Source organism: Burkholderia ubonensis subsp. mesacidophila (assembly GCF_002097715.1).
In the GTDB taxonomy this organism is placed as follows: Bacteria; Pseudomonadota; Gammaproteobacteria; order Burkholderiales; family Burkholderiaceae; genus Burkholderia; species Burkholderia mesacidophila.
Genome location: NZ_CP020737.1, coordinates 2,789,091 through 2,807,058 on the forward strand (window position 1 = coordinate 2,789,091; position 17,968 = coordinate 2,807,058).

Consider the following 17,968-nt stretch of genomic DNA (forward strand, 5'->3'; position numbering starts at 1 on the left):
TCGGTGCAGCTTCGAACTCTGATTCCCATACGAATCGACGCCTGTCCGCTGTGCTATGACACTAAAATATGGAGAAGACCGAGTATGGCAACACCCGCGCCACCAAAAAACGGCTACGAGAAATGGCAAGAAGGTATTAAGTCGGCAATCGGCAATCCGAAATGGCAAATGTACGATTGCGAGATTCGGGCAGCAGTCGGTGAGTACAATCAACACCTTGCCAATGTTGCTGGTTATCGTCCGTTGAACTGGCATCTAATCAAGGCGATATCATGGGTCGAGACCGGCGCAGGAGATCCCTTGTGGGCATCCAATCCGATGCAGATCGGTATGTACAACGATCCGGGCTTGGACGGCCTGTTGTCAGGCAAGGAAGGGGGTGATCTTGTCATGCCAGTGTCTGTCAAATCGCAGCTGACTCGCGCCAATGCACGCTCCGTGCCCGCTTACAACATTCGTGCTGCTATCGGTTATCTGCTCATGCGCCTGGCGAATTTCTCAATACAGAGCGTACCCGACACGGACCGACGAACGTACGAAATTGCCGTCAAGCCAGGCGATAGTCTGGATAAGATCGCCAAGAAGCAAGGTTCGACAACGGATATGCTGCGCGCGCTAAATCCCGGCATTGGTATATTGCGCCCCGGACAAGTTGTGAAGTATCAGAAGGCGGCAATACGCAAAGTCATCGTGGGCTGGAAGCCAACGACGACGGCAAATATCGGCCGACTTTACAACACGAAAGATCCCGAAACTTATGCCAAAAAGCTCGACCATGCGCTGGCGGCAATTCAACAGGCCAAGGAGTCGGCATGCGCGCCGTGAGAATTTCCCGTTGGTTGGGTCTTCTTGCAGCGATGCTGGCAAGTGCTGCATATGCTGACAATCAACCATTTACAGGGACTTTCGTCGGTCATGGTCGGCAATGCGATGGCCAACTTCGGGTGACCGAAAAAATGATCGAATGGCACACGCCTTTCGCTAATTGCACGAAACGCCCCTATCAAGTGATTGAAAGCGATCTGGCCTCGGCCAAGCCGAAAATCGCATTCTTGCTGAAAGGACGGGCGTGTGATTTCGGCGTGATATCACTGCGTTTCGACCCAGCCTATCCCGATTACTGGATCGCAAAAGGCTACAGGAATCTGGATGGCTACAAGCACGACAGCGTGGATGCACTAAGCTGCAGCGTGGCGCACGTGAAGAAGTAACGCGTGCGACTTGCCGCGCAGCAGCAAAGTATCCCTCGGCGCGCTACGCGGGCCTCACCCACCCGCCCCGCGCCTCGACACCGTCCGCAGATACTCGCCGAGAAACGGCGCCAACGCCGGATCGCCGCAGTTCGCGATATTGAACCGGGTCCACGTCGACGGCGACTGCTGCGGCGAGAACAGGCTGCCCGGCGTCAGCAGGAAGCCCGCCTCGTGCGCGGCGGCCGCGAGCGCGTCCGAATCGACGCCCGTGTCGGCCCACAGGAACATCCCCGACGCCGGCATCGTAAACAGGCGCAGGCCCGTGCGCTCCAGCATTCGCGCGGTCTTGTCGCGCACGCCGTCGAGCCGCGCGCGCAGCCGCTCGACGTGGCGACGGTAATGCCCTTCGGTCAGGATCTTGTACAGCACGCGCTCGTTGAGCTCGGGCGTCGTCATGCCGACCAGCATCTTCTGGTCGGTCACCGCCTTCGCGATCTCCGGTGCGCAGGCGACGTAGCCGACCCGCAGGTTCGCGGCGAGCGTCTTCGAATAGCTGCCGAGGTAGATCACGCGCTTCAGCTGGTCGAGGCTCGCGAGCCGCGTCGCCGGATAGCTCGGCGGGCACAGGTCGCCGTAGACGTCGTCCTCGACGACGAGGAAGTCGTACGCCTCCGCAAGCTTGAGGATCCGGAACGCCTGCGCGGCCGACAGCGACGTGCCGGTCGGGTTCTGCAGCACCGAGTTGATCACGAGCATCTTCGGCCGCCACATCTGCACGAGCGTCTCGAGTGCGTCGAGGTCGGGGCCGTCCGGCGTGTACGGCATGCCGACGAGCTGCGCGCCCTGCGCGGCGAAGCGGCCGAACATCTGGAACCAGGCCGGATCGCCGACGATCACCGCATCGCCCGGCCGCACGTAGATCCGTGCGATCAGGTCGATCGCCTGCGTGATGCCCGACACGAGCACCAACTGGTCGGGCGTCGCGCCGATCTCGACTTCCGCGAGCCGCGTCTGCAGCTGCTGGCGCAGCGGCAGGAAGCCCTGCGCGGTGCCGAAGCCGAGCATGTGCGCGCCGGCCTGCCGCCCGAGCGCGCGCAGCGCGCCGGTGATCAGCTCGCCGTCGAGCCAGCGGCCCGGCAGGTAGCCGAGACCCGGCCCTTTTTCCGGGCTGACGGTGTGCAGCATGTTGCGCAACAGCCAGACGACGTCGATCGTATTGTGGACAGGCGCCGCCTCGGCGCCGCGCGACACCGCATCGAGCGGCTGCGGGCCGGCGACCCGCTCGCGCACGTAGAAGCCCGAGCCGCGCCGCGAATCCAGGTAGCCCTGCGCGACGAGCCGCTCGTACGCCTCGACGACGGTGAAACGCGACACGCTCTTGTCGAGCGCGAGCTTGCGGATCGACGGCATCCGCATGCCGGGCCGGAACACGCGCTCGTCGATACGCCGCCGCGCCCACTGGACGAGCTGCTCGACGAGCGTGAGGGTGGCGGTGTCGTGCGGGACGGGGATCTGATCGAGCGGGACGGTCGACATGGCAAGGCTCCAACTGTACCGAAGGGTATCGCGGCGATTGTACCGTTACTGTGCCGGTCCACACGATTACAGTGGGTCGGACCATGCGGCGCGCGGCCGCCGCTTCCGGCGGCGCCGCCTGCCGGACAGGGCCGCCCGCCGGCGCCGCGCAAACTTGACGCGCCGGCCGGCGCAGCGCCCTTCCACCGCGACACTTTGGCTTTCCGACCTGCTTTTCCGAACTTCATGGCAGCCCATCCCCTGACCCTCGACCATCTGGTCGTCGCCGCGCGCACGCTCGACGAAGGCGTGCGCCACGTCGCCGACGCGCTCGGCATCGAACCGGCCGGCGGCGGCCGGCATCCGCTGATGCGCACCCACAACGCGCTGTTCGGCGTCTGGGGCGGCCTCTACCTGGAAGTGATCGCGATCGATCCCGACGCGCCGGCCGACGCCGGCGCGCCGCCGCGCGCGCGCCTGTTCGCGCTCGACGATCCGGCGCTGCAGGCGCGGCTCGCGCGCGGCCCGTTCCTCGCGCACTGGGTCGCGCGGGTCGACCGGCCGCGCCGGCTCGCGCTGTGGCAGCGCCAGTACCCGGCCCGCATCCCGCCCGTCGTCGCGATGCGGCGCGGCGACCTGAGCTGGGGCCTGACGGTGCCCGACGACGGCGCGTTCCCCGCGTGGCAGGGCGCCGGCGACGGCCTCGTGCCGTCGCTGATCCAGTGGGACAGCCCGCGCCATCCGTCCGACGCGCTGCCGCAGGACGGCGTCGCGCTGACGGCGCTCAAGGGCGTCCATCCGCACGCGGACACGGTGCGCGAACAGCTCGACTGGCTCGGCGCCGCCCACCTGCTCGACCTCGAAACCGGCGAAGGCGCGCCCGCGCTCGTCGCCGAGTTCGACACCCGCCAAGGCACGCGCACGCTGCGCTGAGCCGTTCACACGACATACGGAGACACCCTCGACATGAATTCGCGCGAAACCCGGGGCATGCTGCTCGGCCTCATCGGCGTGATGATCTTCAGCCTGACGCTGCCGATGACGCGCATCGTCGTCGCCGAACTGCATCCGCTCCTCAACGGGCTCGGCCGCGCGCTCGCCGCCGCGGTGCCGGCCGGCCTGCTGCTGTGGTGGCGGCGCGAGCCGCTGCCGACGCGCGCGCAGCTGAAAAGCCTCGCGATCGTGTCGTCCGGCGTGATCGTCGGGTATCCGGTGTTCTCCGCGTGGGCGATGAAGACGGTGCCCGCGTCGCACGGCGCGGTCGTCAACGGGCTGCAGTCGCTGCTGGTCGCGCTGTACGCGGCCTGGCTGTCGCACGAACGGCCGTCGAAGGGGTTCTGGATCAGCGCGGTGACGGGCAGCGCGCTCGTGATCGCGTTCGCGCTGCGCGACGGCGGCGGCACGCTGCAGGCGGGCGACGCGCTGATGCTCGCCGCGGTCGGCATCGGCGCGCTCGGCTATGCGGAAGGCGCGCGCCTCGCGCGCCAGATCGGCGGCTGGCAGGTGATCTGCTGGGCGCTCGTCGTGTCCGCGCCGTTCCTGGTGCTGCCGGTCGGCTGGCTCGCATGGATGCAGCACGCCGCGCACCCGGGCCCGCTCGCGCCGCGCACGTGGCTCGCGTTCGGCTACGTGACGCTGTTCTCGCAGTTCATCGGCTTCTTCGCGTGGTACGCGGGCCTCGCGATGGGCGGCACCGCGCGCGTCGGCCAGGTGCAGCTGCTGCAGATCTTCTTCACGATCGCGTTTTCGGCGCTGCTGTTCGGCGAGACCGTCGCGCCGTCGACGTGGCTGTTCGCGGCGGCCGTGATCGCGACCGTGATGCTCGGCCGGCGGGCCGCGGTGGCCGCCGCGCCGCAACCCGCTCGCGCTGTCTGAATTGGTGCGCCATAATGGCCGTTTTGCCTGACCGGTTTTGCCCACCCGGCCGCGCCAGACCGATCGCCGTCGACCCAGCCTACCCGGCTTCGTCGCACCGACCGGCCCGGCCGACCATCATGACTGACCCTGATATCCGAACGAGGAGACATATGAATCCGAGCGACCTGCACCCGCCGCACTGGCAGCTTTCCGAACGCGCCCGCAAGCTGACGAGCTCTGCGATCCGCGAGATCCTGAAGGTCACGGAGCGCCCCGAAGTCATCTCGTTCGCCGGCGGCCTGCCCGCCCCCGCCACGTTCCCGGCCGAGCGCATGCGCGCCGCCGCCGACCGCGTGCTGCGCGATGCGCCGGCCGCGGCGCTGCAGTACAGCGCGACCGAAGGCTACCTGCCGCTGCGCGAGTGGATCGCCGAACGCTACAGCGTGCGCGTGTCGCAGGTGCTGATCACGACCGGCTCGCAGCAGGCGCTCGACCTGCTCGGCAAGGCGCTCGTCGACCCGGGCAGCCCGGTCCTCGTCGAAACCCCGACCTACCTCGGCGCGCTGCAGTCGTTCTCGCTGTACGAGCCGCGCTACGTGCAGGTGCCGACCGACGAGCAGGGCCTGCTGCCCGAAGGCCTCACGCCCGACCTGACGCAAGGCGCGCGCCTCCTGTACGCGCAGCCGAACTTCCAGAACCCGACCGGCCGCCGCCTGCCCGTCGAGCGCCGCCGCGCGCTCGCCGCGTTCGCGCAGACGAGCCCGTTCCCGGTGCTGGAGGACGATCCGTACGGCGCGCTCAACTACCAGGGCGAGCCGCTGCCGACGATGCTGTCGATGGCGCCCGACCACATCGTGCACCTCGGCACGTTCTCGAAGGTGCTCGCGCCGGGCCTGCGGATCGGCTACATCATCGCCCCCGAGGAACTCCACTACAAGCTCGTGCAGGCGAAGCAGGCCACCGACCTGCACACGCCGACGCTCACGCAGCGCATCGCGCACGAAGTGATCAAGGACGGCTTCCTCGACGAACACATCCCGACGATCCGCCAGCTGTACGGCGCGCAATGCGAAGCGATGCTCGGCGCGCTCGCGCGCCACATGCCCGAAGGCGTGACGTGGAACCGCCCGGAAGGCGGGATGTTCATCTGGGTGAAGCTGCCGCAGCAGATCGACAGCATGAAGCTGCTCGACGCGGCCGTGGCCGACCACGTCGCGTTCGTGCCCGGCGCGCCGTTCTTCGCGGACGACGCGCAACTGAACACGCTGCGCCTGTCGTTCGTCACGGTGCCGCCCGAGAAGATCGAGGAAGGCGTCGCGCGGCTCGGCAAGCTGCTGCGCGAGCGTCTCTGATCCCCCTTTCCTTTCACGACCCGCAACGAGGAATCGAACAGATGGCAAACGTCTACGACAAACTGAAGTCGCTCGGAATCGAGCTCCCGACCGCCGGCGCCCCGGCCGCCGCCTACGTGATGAGCGCGCAAAGCGGCAACACGGTCTACCTGTCCGGCCACATCGCGAAGAAGGACGGCAAGGTCTGGGCCGGCAAGCTCGGCGCCGACCTCACGACCGAGGACGGCAAGGCGGCCGCGCGGTCGATCGCGATCGACCTGCTCGCGACGCTGCACGCGCACACCGGCGACCTGAACAAGGTCACGCGCATCGTCAAGCTGATGAGCCTCGTCAACTCGACGCTCGACTTCACCGAGCAGCACCTCGTGACGAACGGCGCGTCCGAGCTGATCGCCGACGTGTTCGGCGACGCGGGCAAGCACGCGCGTTCGGCGTTCGGCGTCGCGCAGATCCCGCTCGGCGCGTGCGTCGAGATCGAGATGATCGCCGAAGTCGCGTAACGCGAGCCCCACGATGCCCGGCCACCGCCTCGTCCGCTTCAAGCAGGTCGACGTCTTCACGTCGGTGCCGTTCAAGGGCAACCCGCTCGCCGTGGTGTTCGACGCCGATTCGCTCGGCGACGACGACATGCTTGCGATCGCCCGCTGGACCAACCTGTCGGAGACGACGTTCCTCTGCACCCCGACGGACCGGGACGCCGACTACCGCGTGCGGATCTTCACGCCCGGCGGCGAGCTGCCGTTCGCCGGCCACCCGACGCTCGGCACCGCGCACGCGTTTCTCGAAAGCGGCGCCGTGCCGCGCACGCCGGGCCGGCTGATCCAGCAATGCGGCGTCGGCCAGGTCGCGCTGCGCCAGCAGGGCGACGGCTGGGCGTTCGCGGCGCCGCCCGCGCGGGTCACGCCGCTCGAGCGCGCGGACTACCCGGCGCTCGAGGCGGCCCTGCGCAGCCCGGACGTCGATCTGGACGCCGAGCCGTGCGCGGTCGACAACGGCGCGCCGTGGCTCGTCGTGCGGATGAAGTCGGCCGAGGCCTGCCTCGGCCTGGCGCCGGACGCGGCGGCGCTCGACGCGCTCACGCATCGCTACGGCACGCACGGCGTCGCGGCCTACGCGCCGCATCCGCCGGGCGGCCCCGCGACGTTCGAGATCCGCTGCCTGATGACGGGCGGCGTCTTCGGCACCGGCGAGGATCCCGTCACCGGCAGCGCGAACGCCGCGCTGGCCGGCGTGCTGACCCGCCAGCAGCGCCGCCCCGGACCGTCGTACACCGCCCGCCAGGGCACGGCCATCGGCCGCGACGGGCGCATTTCCGTCGCCTACGACGACGGCGGCACGACGTGGATCGGCGGCAACGCCGTCACGATCGTCGACGGCAGTTTCCGGCCTTCCGTCTGATCATCGGATATTTCGCGGCGCGCCATGCGCGCCGCGACTCCCGGCGCTATGCTTGTCCAGCTATCGCAAAAACGATCCAGCCAGTAATATCGGGCCTAATCCGTCGCTTGAGGGTCTGTCCACAGATGCGTTTTTCCGCAGGTGAACAACCGCTGACGCGACCCCATATTCAGCCATCCTTCGGGATGGCGCACGCGCGCCAGGACGCCGCCCCTTTTTGATGAGCTCCGCCCGGTCATCCCATACGCCGTCGACCCGACCGCTGCGCGCGCCGCGCAAGTCGCGCCGGCGGGCGCTGTTCGCGATCCCGCTGCTCGGGATGCTCGCACTTGCGCTGCTGTGGGCGGTCATCATCGCGCGGATGTCCGTCGAAAAGGACAGCGCGTACAAGGAAGCGGCGGCTTCCGCGGCAATCCTGTCGTCCGCGCTCGAGCAGCACACCGTCAAGGCGATCCACCAGGTCGACCAGATCACCCGCTTCGTCAAGTTCGAATTCGAGAAGTCGCCCGCGAACTTCAATCTCGCGAGCGCCGTCGAGAAAGGCGTCGTGCCGAGCGACACGCTGATCCAGGTCTCGCTCGTCAACGCGAAGGGCATCCTGTTCGCGAACACCTCCGAACGCCATCCGCAGCCGATCGACCTGTCCGACCGCGAGCACTTCAAGGTGCACGTGAAGCGCAACGACGACCAGCTTTACATCAGCAAGCCCGTGCTCGGGCGCGTGTCGAGCCACTGGACGCTGCAGATGACGCGCCGCCTGAACAATCCCGACGGCAGTTTCGCGGGCGTGGTGGTCGTGTCCGAGGATCCGAGCTACTTCACGAACGATTTCTACAACAACGCGGCGATCGGCAAGGAAGGCGTGATCGCGGTGGTCTCCGACACCGGAGCCGTGCTCGCGCGCCGCACCGGCCTGCTCAACAACGCGCCGGGCGCGTTCTCGGCATCGGGCGTGTACCCGCTCGCCGAGCGGGTCTCGGGCACGATCGTCGATCCGATCGACAGCGTGACGCGCATCGTGTCGTACCGCCATCTCGACGGCTATCCGCTCGCGGTGATGGTCGGCCTGTCGCAGGCCGAGGAATTCGCCGACTACAACCACACGCGCAACGTCTACCTGCTGATGACGAGCTTCATCACGCTCGCGATGCTCGCGTTCTTCGGCGTCGCGACGGGGCTCATCGGCAAGCTGCTCGGCCGCGAGCGCGAGATGACCCAGCTCGCCGAATACGACCTGCTCACCGGCCTCGCGAACCGCTACGCGACGCTGCGCGGGCTGCGCAACGACGTGTCGATGCCGTCGAGCCTGTCGCGGCTCGGCCTGCTGTTCATCGACCTCGACAATTTCAAGACGGTCAACGATACGCTCGGCCACAACGCCGGCGACATCGTGCTGCAGATGACGGCGTCGCGCCTTGCCGACGCCGTCGGCGACGAAGGCGCGCTGTCGCGCATCGGCGGCGACGAGTTCGTCGTCGTGATGAAGGGCGACGACGTCGAGCGGCGCGCGGTGCGGCTCGCCGAGGCGATCATCCGGATGTTCGGCGAACCGTTCGACGTGCGCGGCAGCTCGTTCGTGCTGCACGCGAGCATCGGCATCGCGCTGCACACGGTCGCGAACGAGAGCGAGATCGACCTGCTGAAGAAGGCCGACCTCGCGATGTACAGCGCGAAGGACGCGGGCAAGAACTGCTACCAGTTCTACGCGCCGCACCTGTCGCACCGCGCCGATCACCTGATGCGCTGGGAACAGCAGTTGCGCGTCGCGCTCGCCGAAGGGCAGCTGTTCCTCGCGTACCAGCCGAAGATCGACCTCACCCACCGCCACATCACCGGTTTCGAGGCGCTCGCGCGCTGGGACCATCCGGAACACGGGATCATCTCCGCGAACGAATTCATCTCGATTGCCGAATCGACGGGCCTCATCGTGCCGATCGGCGACTTCGTGATCCGCACCGCGTGCGAGCAGATCGCGCGCTGGCGCGACGAGGGGCACGACACGCTGACGCTCGCCGTCAACATTTCGCCGGTGCAGTTCTGGCGCGGCGACCTGATCGAGACGATCTCGCGCACGCTGCGGGAGACCGGCATCGCGGCCGGCCGCCTCGAACTCGAGATCACCGAGACCGCGATGATGGAATATCCGGAGCTCGTCTCGGAAAAGATCGTCGCGCTCAAGAAGCTCGGCATCCGCATCGCGCTCGACGATTTCGGCACCGGCTATTCGTCGCTGTCGTACCTGCACCGTTTTTCGGTCGACACGCTGAAGGTCGACCGCTCGTTCGTGCAGGCGATCCCGAACGACCGCAGCGTGTGCGTGATGGTGTCGTCGATCGTGCATCTCGCGCGCTCGCTCGGCCTGACGGTCGTCGTCGAAGGCACGGAGACCGAGGAGCAAGTGGCGTGGCTGTCGGCGCTCGGCGAGATCGAAGCGCAGGGGTTCCTGTTCTCGCGTCCGGTGCCGGCCGACGCGATTCCCGCGCTGCTCGCCCGCTACGGCGTGCGCGGCGACCGCGCGAAAGTCGTCCCGCATCGCGCGACGGGCAGCACCGGCGCCTGAACAGCCGCCCGGACGCGCGTTGTTTCGTTGTCCGGCTCGCTTGTTTACCTAGCGTTTTCGCGCATGGCCGCCGCGCGCCTCAGGTCAGACAATGCCAGTGGCAGTTACGACCATGGCCACACGTCCTATATTCAGGGCCCGTTCGCGAGAGTAACGACGGGCCCGCGCCTCTACACCAGCCATGATGAGCGTCGAAGTCGAAGCCGCCCAGCACGTGGAGCAGGAATCCCTGTGGGCCTTTTTCAAGGTCGTCATGGGTATTTCCGCCGTGTCCTGGGGCGGGCTCGCGATGATGGCACAGCTCGAGCGCCGCTACGTCGAACGCCTGCAGCGCATCGAGCCGCCCGCGTTCGGCGACATCGTGTCGCTGGCCTGGCTCATGCCCGGCCCGGTCGGCTGCAACGTCGCGATCCAGGTCGGCCAGACGCTGCACGGCCGCGTCGGCGCATGGATCGCCGGTTTCGCGAGCGTGCTGCCGTTCTTCGTGATGATGACGCTGTTCGCGGTCTTCTACCGCACGCCGCTCGTGCGCACGCTCGCCGCGCCCGTGATGCTCAACCACTTCAGCATGGTGCTCGCCGCGCTGATCGGCGTCACCTGGGTCAAGCAGTTGCGCACGCTGGTGCGCGCGCGGCTCGAGCAGGGGATCGCGGCGGTGTCGACGCTTCTGCTCGCGTTCGCGCACAGCCCCGCATCGTTCGTCGTGATCCTGTTCGCCGCGTTTGCCGCGGGCTGGCTGACCGGGCCGTCGCAGGACAACCGGGTCAACTTCACGCTGGCGAAGCGCGACCGCAAGCTGCTCGTCGTGCTCGCGGCGTTCGTCGCGCTGTTCGCGCTGCCGATTCCCGGCGACTACCAGGCGACGCTGCTGTGGCCGCGGCTCGCGGGCGCCGGCATGACGCTGTTCGGCGGCGGCTTTTCCGCGCTGCCGGTGCTGAAGGCGCTGTTCGTCACGCCCGAGACCGGCATCTCCGATCACGACTTCACGCTCGCGTTCGCGCTGTCGCCGGTGTCGCCGGGGCCGCTCCTGAACGTCGTGCCGTTTCTCGGCTACCTGACCGACGGCTGGCGCGGCGCGCTCCTCGCGACCGCCGCCCTGTTCATCCCGTCCGGCTGCCTCGTCGTGTTCGCGCAGCGCCACCTGTTCCGCCTCAGGCGCCATTCCCGCTTCGAGCACGGGATGCGGCTGCTGCGCGCGGCGACGACCGGGTTTCTCGTCGTCGCCGTCGTGAAGATCCTGCACCGCGAACCGGCCGACCCCGTCTACTGGCTCACCGGCGCGTTCGCCACGCTGTGCTTCGCGCGCTTCAAGGTGCCCGTGTACGCGGTGTACGCCGCGGTCGCGATCGCGTGCGGCGCGTGGCTCTGGGCGGCCGCGCACTGACCGCCGGCCGGGTGCGGGTCACGCGGCGACCCGCCGCGCGAGCCGGCGCGCCCGCAGGCTGTCGTACGCGAGGTTGAAGCAGAACGTGTAAGGCAGGAAGAACAGCACGATGCCGAGGTCGAGCAGCAGCGCCTCGACAAGGCCGATGCCCAGCCACCATGCGGCGAGCGGCACGACCATCGCGACCAGCCCCAGCTCGAATGCGACCGCGTGCGCGATCCGCAGGCCCACGTTGCGCACCCAGCCGAAGCGCCGCTCGAGCCGGTCGAACAGCGCGTTGAACGTCATGTTCCACGCCATCGCGATCAGCGACACCATCACCGTCAGCGCGCCGACGTGCGACACCGGCATGTCCAGCAGCCACGCGCCGAGCGGCGCGCACAGCGCGATCGCGACCAGTTCGAACGTCAGCGCATGCACGAGCCGTTCCGTCACTGTTTTATTCGTGTGTTTCATTGCAAATCTCGGGTCCGGTGTAATCCATGCCCGCCATTCTGATCGGCATGACCGGATGATTCCAATTGGTTATCATCGGTTTTTCCGATAGGACGATGCCAGGAGCACCCGTATGCGCCACGCCCCCGAAGCGTTGCTCGCGTTCACCGAAGCCGCGCTGCTCGGCTCCTTCACCGCCGCCGCGCGCAAGCTGGGCAAGCGCCAGTCGACGGTCTCGGAGGCGATCGCGAACCTCGAGATCGATCTCGGCGTGCAGCTGTTCGACCGCTCGACGCGCACGCCGACGCTGACCGACGCCGGGCGCGCGCTGCTGCCGCAGGTGCAGCGTGCGCTGGAGGCCGGCGCGGCGATCGACCGCACCGCCGCGCGGCTCGCGCGCGGCGAGGAGGCGCGGCTGACGCTGGTGGTGTCCGACACCTACCAGTCGAAGCGCTACGAGGAGACGCTGACCGCGCTCGAACGGCGCTTCCCCGCGCTGGAGCTCGAATGCCAGATCGCGGAACACGAGGACGTGCTGGACCTGATCCAGCAGGGCCGTGCGCAGCTCGGGCTGATGGCCGCGCGCGCGGCCTACCCCGCCGACATCGGCGCGGCGACGATCGCGGAGGAGTCGGAGTTCGGCCTGTTCGTCGGGCGCCCGCACCCGCTCGCGGCGTCCGGCGACGCCGAGGTGCCGCATGCCGCGCTGCGCGATGCGCGCGAGTTGCGGCTCAACACGTATGCGATGCCGGACAAGCGCGGCGAAGAAGGCCGGATCGTCGCCGGCACGCACCGCTGGTCGGCGCCGAGCTACCTGATGCTGCTGGAGATGGCGGTACTGGGATTCGGATGGGCGGAACTGCCCCGCTGGATGGTCGAGCATTTCGCGCGCGACCGGCTGCGCGAGTTGCGCGCCCGCGGCTGGCCGCGTCGGGTACGGGTCGATGCGGTGTGGTCGCGCAGCCGGCCGCTCGGCCCCGCCGGCGCGTGGCTGCTCGACGCGATGCTCGCCGACTGAGCGGCGCGCAGCCGCGGGCCGCCGTCAGAAGCCGCGCGACAGCACGGCCGCGCCGATCGTCACGACGCCGAGCACGATATTGACGACGACGAGCAGGCGCACCGCGTTCACCGCACGCGCGCCGTCCGGCCAGTTCTGCGCCTGCACCGCTCGGCGGATGCGCGGAAACAGCGCGAACCGCACGTGGCCGAAGATCAGCATCATCACGACGCCGAGCCCCGCCATCGCGTGCAGCGCCCAGGTCGCGTGCGCGCCGCCGAACTGCATCAGCAGGAAGCCGCCGGTGAGCAGGATCACGATCACCGACCCCGCGACCCAGTTGAAGAAGCGGCCGAACACGCCCTCGATCAGCGGCAGCCGCAGCTGCGGCGACAGGTCGGAAAGCGCCGGCCGCAGGCAGAAGTTGGCGAACACCATCCCGCCCACCCACACGGCGACGGCCAGCAGGTGAAGAAACAGCGCGACGGCGATTGCGTGGGACATGGCGAACATCCTGTTATGAGTTGAATACGGCGGACCAGCCGCGCGCGACATCGAGCGACGTTCGACAGGCGCGGCCACTCGCGGTTCAGGCCCGCGCTCAGATTTCACAATATTTTGCAAGTGCCGCGCGCCGCGCATGAAAAAGGCCGCACGCCCGCCGAAGCGGCCGTGCGGCCTGTGATGCCGCCGGAACGCGCGCTCAGCCGAGCAGCGGACGCATCTCGGTGATGACCTTGAGCTTCGTGTCCGGCGCGCGGCCCTTGCGCGCGCGCTTGCCGACGTGCGGCGCGAGCGCCGCGTACGACAGCGTCTCGTCCATCGCCTTGCCGCCGCGGCCGGTGCCGATCAGCACGACGCCGGCCGGATCGATCGCGAGCGCCTGCACGAGCGTTTCCTTGTCGTCGAGCGCCATCAGGATCACGCCGCGGCCGCCGCCCGACAGCGTCTTCATCTCGTCCATGCCGAACACCAGCAGCCGGCCGCCGCTCGACAGGCACGCGACCTGCTTCGCGTTCGGCAGCACCGGCATCGGCGCGAGCGGCGCCGCGCCTTCGTCGATGGTCATGAACGCCTTGCCGGCCTTCACGCGGCTCACCATGTCGCCGACCTTCGCGAGGAAGCCGAAGCCGTTGCTCGACGCGAGCAGCAGTTGCTGATCGGCCGGCGCGGCGAAGTAATGCATCAGGTGGGTGCCGGATTCGAGCTCGATCAGCGACGTGACGGGAACGCCGTCACCCCGCCCGCCCGGCAGCACCGACACGTCGACCGAATACACGCGGCCGCGGCTGCCCCACGCGATCAGGCGGTCCGGCGTGCGGCACTGGAACGCCGCGTACAGGCTGTCGCCGGCCTTGAACGAGAAGCCGGCCGGATCGAGCCCGTGGCCCTTCAGCGCACGCACCCAGCCCTTCTGCGACACGACGACCGTCACCGGCTCGTCGACGACCTTCGCCTCGAACGTCGCGCGCTTTTCCTGCTGGATCAGCGTGCGGCGATCGTCGCCGTACTGCTTCGCATCGGCCTCGATCTCCTTGATCATCAGCCGCTTCATCGCGCTTTCGTTCGCGAGCAGCTCCTCGAGCTTCGCCTTCTCGTCGCGCAGCGACTCGAGCTCCTTCTCGATCTTGATCTTCTCGAGCCGCGCAAGCTGACGCAGGCGGATTTCGAGGATGTCTTCGGCCTGGCGCTCGGAGAGGCCGAACGCGCTCATCAGCGCGGCCTTCGGCTCGTCCGACTCGCGGATGATGCGGATCACCTCGTCGATGTTGAGGAAGACGATCATCCGCCCTTCGAGGATGTGGATCCGGTCGTCGACCTTGCCGAGACGGTGGCGGCAGCGGCGCGTCATCGTCAGCTGGCGGAACGTCACCCACTCGCGGAGGATCGTCAGCAGCCCCTTCTGGCCCGGCCGGCCGTCGGCGCCGATCATCACGAGGTTCAGCGTCGCGTTCGACTCGAGGCTCGTGTGCGCGAGCAGCGAATTCACAAACTCGGTCTGGTCGATCGTGCGCGACTTCGGCTCGAACACGAGCCGCACCGGCGCCTCCTTGCCCGACTCGTCGCGCACCGCGTCGAGCAGGTCGAGCATCGTCTTCTTCGTGTTGAGCTGCTCGGGCGTCAGCGTCTTCTTGCCGAGCTTCAGCTTCGGGTTGGTCAGCTCCTCGATTTCCTCGAGCACCTTCTGGCACGACGTGCTCGGCGGCAGCTCGGTGACGACGAGCTGCCACTGGCCGCGCGCGAGATCCTCGATCTTCCAGCGCGCGCGCACCTTCAGGCTGCCGCGGCCGCTCTCGTAGGCCGTCGAGATTTCCGTGTCGCTCGAGATGATCTGGCCGCCGCCCGGGAAGTCCGGCCCGGGAATCAGCCCCATCAGCTCTGCGTGCGTGAGGTGCGGATGGCGGATCAGCGTGACCGCCGCCGCCGCGACTTCGCGCAGGTTGTGCGACGGGATTTCCGTCGCGAGACCGACCGCGATGCCCGACGCGCCGTTCAGCAGCACGAACGGCAGGCGGCCCGGCAGCAGCTTCGGCTCCTCGAACGAGCCGTCGTAGTTCGGCATGAAGTCGACCGTGCCCTGGTCGATCTCGTCGAGCAGCAGCTTCGAGATCGGCGTGAGCCGTGCTTCGGTGTACCGCATCGCCGCCGCGCCGTCGCCGTCGCGCGAGCCGAAGTTGCCCTGCCCGTCGATCAGCGGGTAGCGCAGCGAGAAGTCCTGCGCGAGACGCACGAGCGCGTCGTACGCGGACTGGTCGCCGTGCGGATGGTATTTACCGAGCACGTCGCCCACCACGCGCGCCGACTTCACCGGCTTCGCGTCGGGGCCGAGGCCCATTTCGTTCATCGCAAACAGGATGCGGCGCTGCACCGGCTTCTGGCCGTCGCAGACGTCCGGCAGCGCGCGGCCCTTCACCACGCTGACCGCGTAGCTGAGGTACGCCTGCTCCGCGTAGTTGCCGAGCGTCAGCGCGTCGCCCGAGGGCGCGTCCGACCCGGTAAAGAGATCGGGAGTGTTGTCGTCCATCTGAAATCCGTATTCGTAGGTGGCGCGAGTCAGGACCGGGCGTCACGCCCGGCCGCGCTCAAATATCCGCTTCGACCTCGTTGCCCTTTTCCTCGAGCCAGCCGCGCCGTGCGGCCGCCTCGCCCTTGCCCATCAGCATCGTCATCCGCGCGACGGTCGACTCGTAGTCGAGCTCGCCGAGCTTCACCGGCATCAGGCGGCGGGTGTCGGGGTTCATCGTCGTGTCCCACAGCTGCTCGGCGCTCATTTCGCCGAGACCCTTGAAGCGGCTGATGCTCCACTGGGTCTCGCGCACGCCGTCCTTGCGCAGCTTGTCGAGGATCGCTTCGAGCTCGCCTTCGTCGAGCGCGTACAGCTTCTGCGCGGCCTTCTTGCCGCGCGCCGGCGCGTCGACGCGGAACAACGGCGGACGCGCGACGCACACGTGGCCGCGCTCGATCAGCTGCGGGAAGTGCTTGAAGAACAGCGTGAGCAGCAGCACCTGGATGTGCGAGCCGTCGACGTCCGCGTCCGACAGGATGCAGATCTTGCCGTAGCGCAGGTTCGACAGGTCGACGCTTTCGTCCGGGCTGTGCGGATCGACGCCGATCGCGACCGAGATGTCGTGCACCTCGTTGTTCGCGAACAGGCGGTCGCGCTCGGTTTCCCAGGTGTTCAGCACCTTGCCGCGCAGCGGCAGGATCGCCTGGTATTCCTTGTCGCGGCCCATCTTCGCGGAGCCGCCCGCCGAGTCGCCCTCGACGAGGAACAGCTCGTTGCGCGTGATGTCCTCGGTCTCGCAGTCGGTCAGCTTGCCGGGCAGCACCGCGACACCCGAGCTCTTGCGCTTCTCGACCTTCTGGCCCGCGCGGGTGCGCGCCTGCGCCTGCTTGATCACCAGCTCGGCGAGCTTCTTGCCGTGCTCGACGTGCTGGTTCAGCCACAGCTCGAGCGCGGGGCGCGAGAACGACGACACGAGCTTCACCGCGTCGCGGCTGTTCAGGCGCTCCTTGATCTGGCCTTGGAACTGCGGATCGAGCACCTTCGCGGACAGCACGAACGACACGCGCGCGAACACGTCTTCCGCGAGCAGCTTCACGCCCTTCGGCTGCAGGTTGTGCAGCTCGACGAAGCTCTTCACCGCCTGGTAGAGGCCGTCGCGCAGGCCGGATTCGTGCGTGCCGCCGGCCGGCGTCGGGATCAGGTTCACGTACGACTCGCGCACGAGCGAGCCTTCCTCGCTCCACGCGACGACCCACGACGCGCCCTCGCCTTCGGCGAACGTGTCGTCGCCCGAACGCGAATCGGCGAAGCGCTCGCCCTCGAACAGCGGGATCAGCAGCTCGCTGCCGTTCATCTCGTCGAGCAGGTAGCCGCGCAGGCCGTCCTCGTACTTCCAGGTCTGCCGTTCGCCCGACTTCTCGTTGACGAGCACGACCTCGACGCCCGGCAGCAGCACGGCCTTCGAGCGCAGCAGGCGCTGCAGCTCGCCGAGCGGCAGGTTCGGCGAATCGAAGTATTTCGGATTCGGCCAGACCTGCACGCGCGTGCCGGACTTCTTCTCGCCGCGGCCCGCGGCCTGCGTGGACAGCGGCTTCACGACGTCGCCTTCCGCAAAGCCGAGCCCGGCGATCTTGCCGTCGCGCCAGACGGTCACGTCGAGGCGCGTCGCGAGCGCGTTCGTCACCGACACGCCGACGCCGTGCAGGCCGCCCGAGAACGTATACGCGCCGCCCGCGGCCTTGTCGAACTTGCCGCCCGCGTGCAGGCGCGTGAACACGATCTCGACGACCGGCACGCCTTCTTCCGGGTGCAGGCCGAACGGAATGCCGCGGCCGTCGTCCTCGACGGACACCGAATGGTCGGCATGCAGCGTCACCGTGATCTGCTTGCCGTAGCCGCCGAGCGCCTCGTCCGATGCGTTGTCGATGACTTCCTGGATGATGTGCAGCGGATTCTCGGTACGGGTGTACATGCCGGGCCGCTGCTTGACCGGCTCGAGGCCCTTGAGCACCTTGATCGATGCTTCGCTATAGGCCGCGCTGGGCTTCTTCGTTGACATAGGCGCTGATGTTCGTCATTCATCGGGACGTTGTCCACACCTCGTGTGGATAACGTCGTGGACAAAACGTTGAGTTCCGTAAAAAAGCGAATCGAAACAACGGTGTGCTTGGACTGCTCCGAAAGCGGGCGCGCGGCGTACGCCGCAAGCGCCCGAAACGGGCCGTATTCTACTGGTTCCGCGCGGCGCGCCATCGGACGAAAAGCGCGGC

The 17,968-nt window shown here is 68.0% G+C and carries 15 protein-coding genes; 10 read left to right on the plus strand and 5 right to left on the minus strand.

Going from position 1 to position 17,968, the window contains the following annotated elements:
• The first annotated feature begins 84 nt into the window (after positions 1–84).
• Together B7P44_RS13055 and B7P44_RS36315 are read left to right on the plus strand one after the other, a co-directional pair.
• Positions 85–825 (plus strand): LysM peptidoglycan-binding domain-containing protein, encoded by a 741-nt coding sequence (locus tag B7P44_RS13055; protein ID WP_084904773.1) that lies wholly within the window; start codon positions 85–87, stop codon positions 823–825.
• On the plus strand, positions 813–1,211 hold the full coding sequence (locus B7P44_RS36315; RefSeq protein WP_133117955.1) for a hypothetical protein: 399 nt from the start codon (positions 813–815) through the stop codon (positions 1,209–1,211). The genes B7P44_RS13055 and B7P44_RS36315 overlap by 13 nt, the downstream gene beginning before the upstream one ends.
• A 54-nt stretch (positions 1,212–1,265) precedes the next feature.
• On the opposite strand, the gene B7P44_RS13065 is transcribed toward B7P44_RS36315, so the two are convergent.
• Positions 1,266–2,729: an aminotransferase-like domain-containing protein gene (locus tag B7P44_RS13065; RefSeq protein WP_084904777.1), complete on the minus strand. Its 1,464-nt coding sequence runs from the start codon at positions 2,727–2,729 to the stop codon at positions 1,266–1,268.
• A 225-nt stretch (positions 2,730–2,954) separates the two neighbouring features.
• On the opposite strand from B7P44_RS13065, the gene B7P44_RS13070 reads away from it, so the two are divergent.
• From B7P44_RS13070 to B7P44_RS13100, 7 genes are all read left to right on the plus strand, one after another.
• Positions 2,955–3,641, plus strand: coding sequence for a VOC family protein (locus tag B7P44_RS13070; RefSeq protein WP_084904779.1), 687 nt, complete (start codon positions 2,955–2,957; stop codon positions 3,639–3,641).
• A gap of 33 nt (positions 3,642–3,674) precedes the next feature.
• Positions 3,675–4,583: a DMT family transporter gene (locus B7P44_RS13075; protein WP_084904782.1), complete on the plus strand. Its 909-nt coding sequence runs from the start codon at positions 3,675–3,677 to the stop codon at positions 4,581–4,583.
• 152 nt (positions 4,584–4,735) lie between these two features.
• Positions 4,736–5,917 (plus strand): aminotransferase-like domain-containing protein, encoded by a 1,182-nt coding sequence (locus B7P44_RS13080; protein WP_084904786.1) that lies wholly within the window; start codon positions 4,736–4,738, stop codon positions 5,915–5,917.
• 41 nt (positions 5,918–5,958) lie between these two features.
• Positions 5,959–6,417: a RidA family protein gene (locus B7P44_RS13085; protein ID WP_084904788.1), complete on the plus strand. Its 459-nt coding sequence runs from the start codon at positions 5,959–5,961 to the stop codon at positions 6,415–6,417.
• 13 nt (positions 6,418–6,430) lie between these two features.
• Positions 6,431–7,315, plus strand: a complete 885-nt coding sequence (locus B7P44_RS13090; RefSeq protein ID WP_084904791.1) for a PhzF family phenazine biosynthesis protein — start codon at positions 6,431–6,433, stop codon at positions 7,313–7,315.
• Between the two features lie 220 nt (positions 7,316–7,535).
• Positions 7,536–9,875 carry a bifunctional diguanylate cyclase/phosphodiesterase gene (locus B7P44_RS13095; protein WP_084906652.1) on the plus strand — a complete coding sequence of 780 codons (2,340 nt, stop codon included), beginning with the start codon at positions 7,536–7,538 and terminating at the stop codon, positions 9,873–9,875.
• 181 nt (positions 9,876–10,056) lie between these two features.
• Positions 10,057–11,259 (plus strand): chromate transporter, encoded by a 1,203-nt coding sequence (locus tag B7P44_RS13100; RefSeq protein ID WP_084904793.1) that lies wholly within the window; start codon positions 10,057–10,059, stop codon positions 11,257–11,259.
• Positions 11,260–11,277: 18 nt separating this feature from the next.
• Here the strand turns inward: B7P44_RS13100 and B7P44_RS13105 are convergent, their stop codons facing one another.
• On the minus strand, positions 11,278–11,715 hold the full coding sequence (locus B7P44_RS13105; RefSeq protein ID WP_084904795.1) for a multidrug/biocide efflux PACE transporter: 438 nt from the start codon (positions 11,713–11,715) through the stop codon (positions 11,278–11,280).
• Between the two features lie 112 nt (positions 11,716–11,827).
• On the opposite strand from B7P44_RS13105, the gene B7P44_RS13110 reads away from it, so the two are divergent.
• On the plus strand, positions 11,828–12,712 hold the full coding sequence (locus B7P44_RS13110; RefSeq protein WP_084904798.1) for a LysR family transcriptional regulator: 885 nt from the start codon (positions 11,828–11,830) through the stop codon (positions 12,710–12,712).
• A 24-nt stretch (positions 12,713–12,736) separates the two neighbouring features.
• Here B7P44_RS13110 and B7P44_RS13115 read toward each other — a convergent pair whose 3' ends face one another.
• The 3 genes from B7P44_RS13115 to B7P44_RS13125 form a co-directional block, all read right to left on the minus strand.
• Positions 12,737–13,195: a CopD family protein gene (locus B7P44_RS13115; RefSeq protein ID WP_010091073.1), complete on the minus strand. Its 459-nt coding sequence runs from the start codon at positions 13,193–13,195 to the stop codon at positions 12,737–12,739.
• 199 nt (positions 13,196–13,394) lie between these two features.
• Entirely contained in the window at positions 13,395–15,716 is a 2,322-nt protein-coding gene (parC, locus tag B7P44_RS13120; protein WP_084904800.1) for a DNA topoisomerase IV subunit A, read from the minus strand.
• Between the two features lie 58 nt (positions 15,717–15,774).
• A complete protein-coding gene (locus B7P44_RS13125) occupies positions 15,775–17,757 on the minus strand; it encodes a DNA topoisomerase IV subunit B (protein WP_084904802.1) in 1,983 nt (660 codons plus the stop codon).
• Between the last annotated feature and the right edge of the window lie 211 nt (positions 17,758–17,968).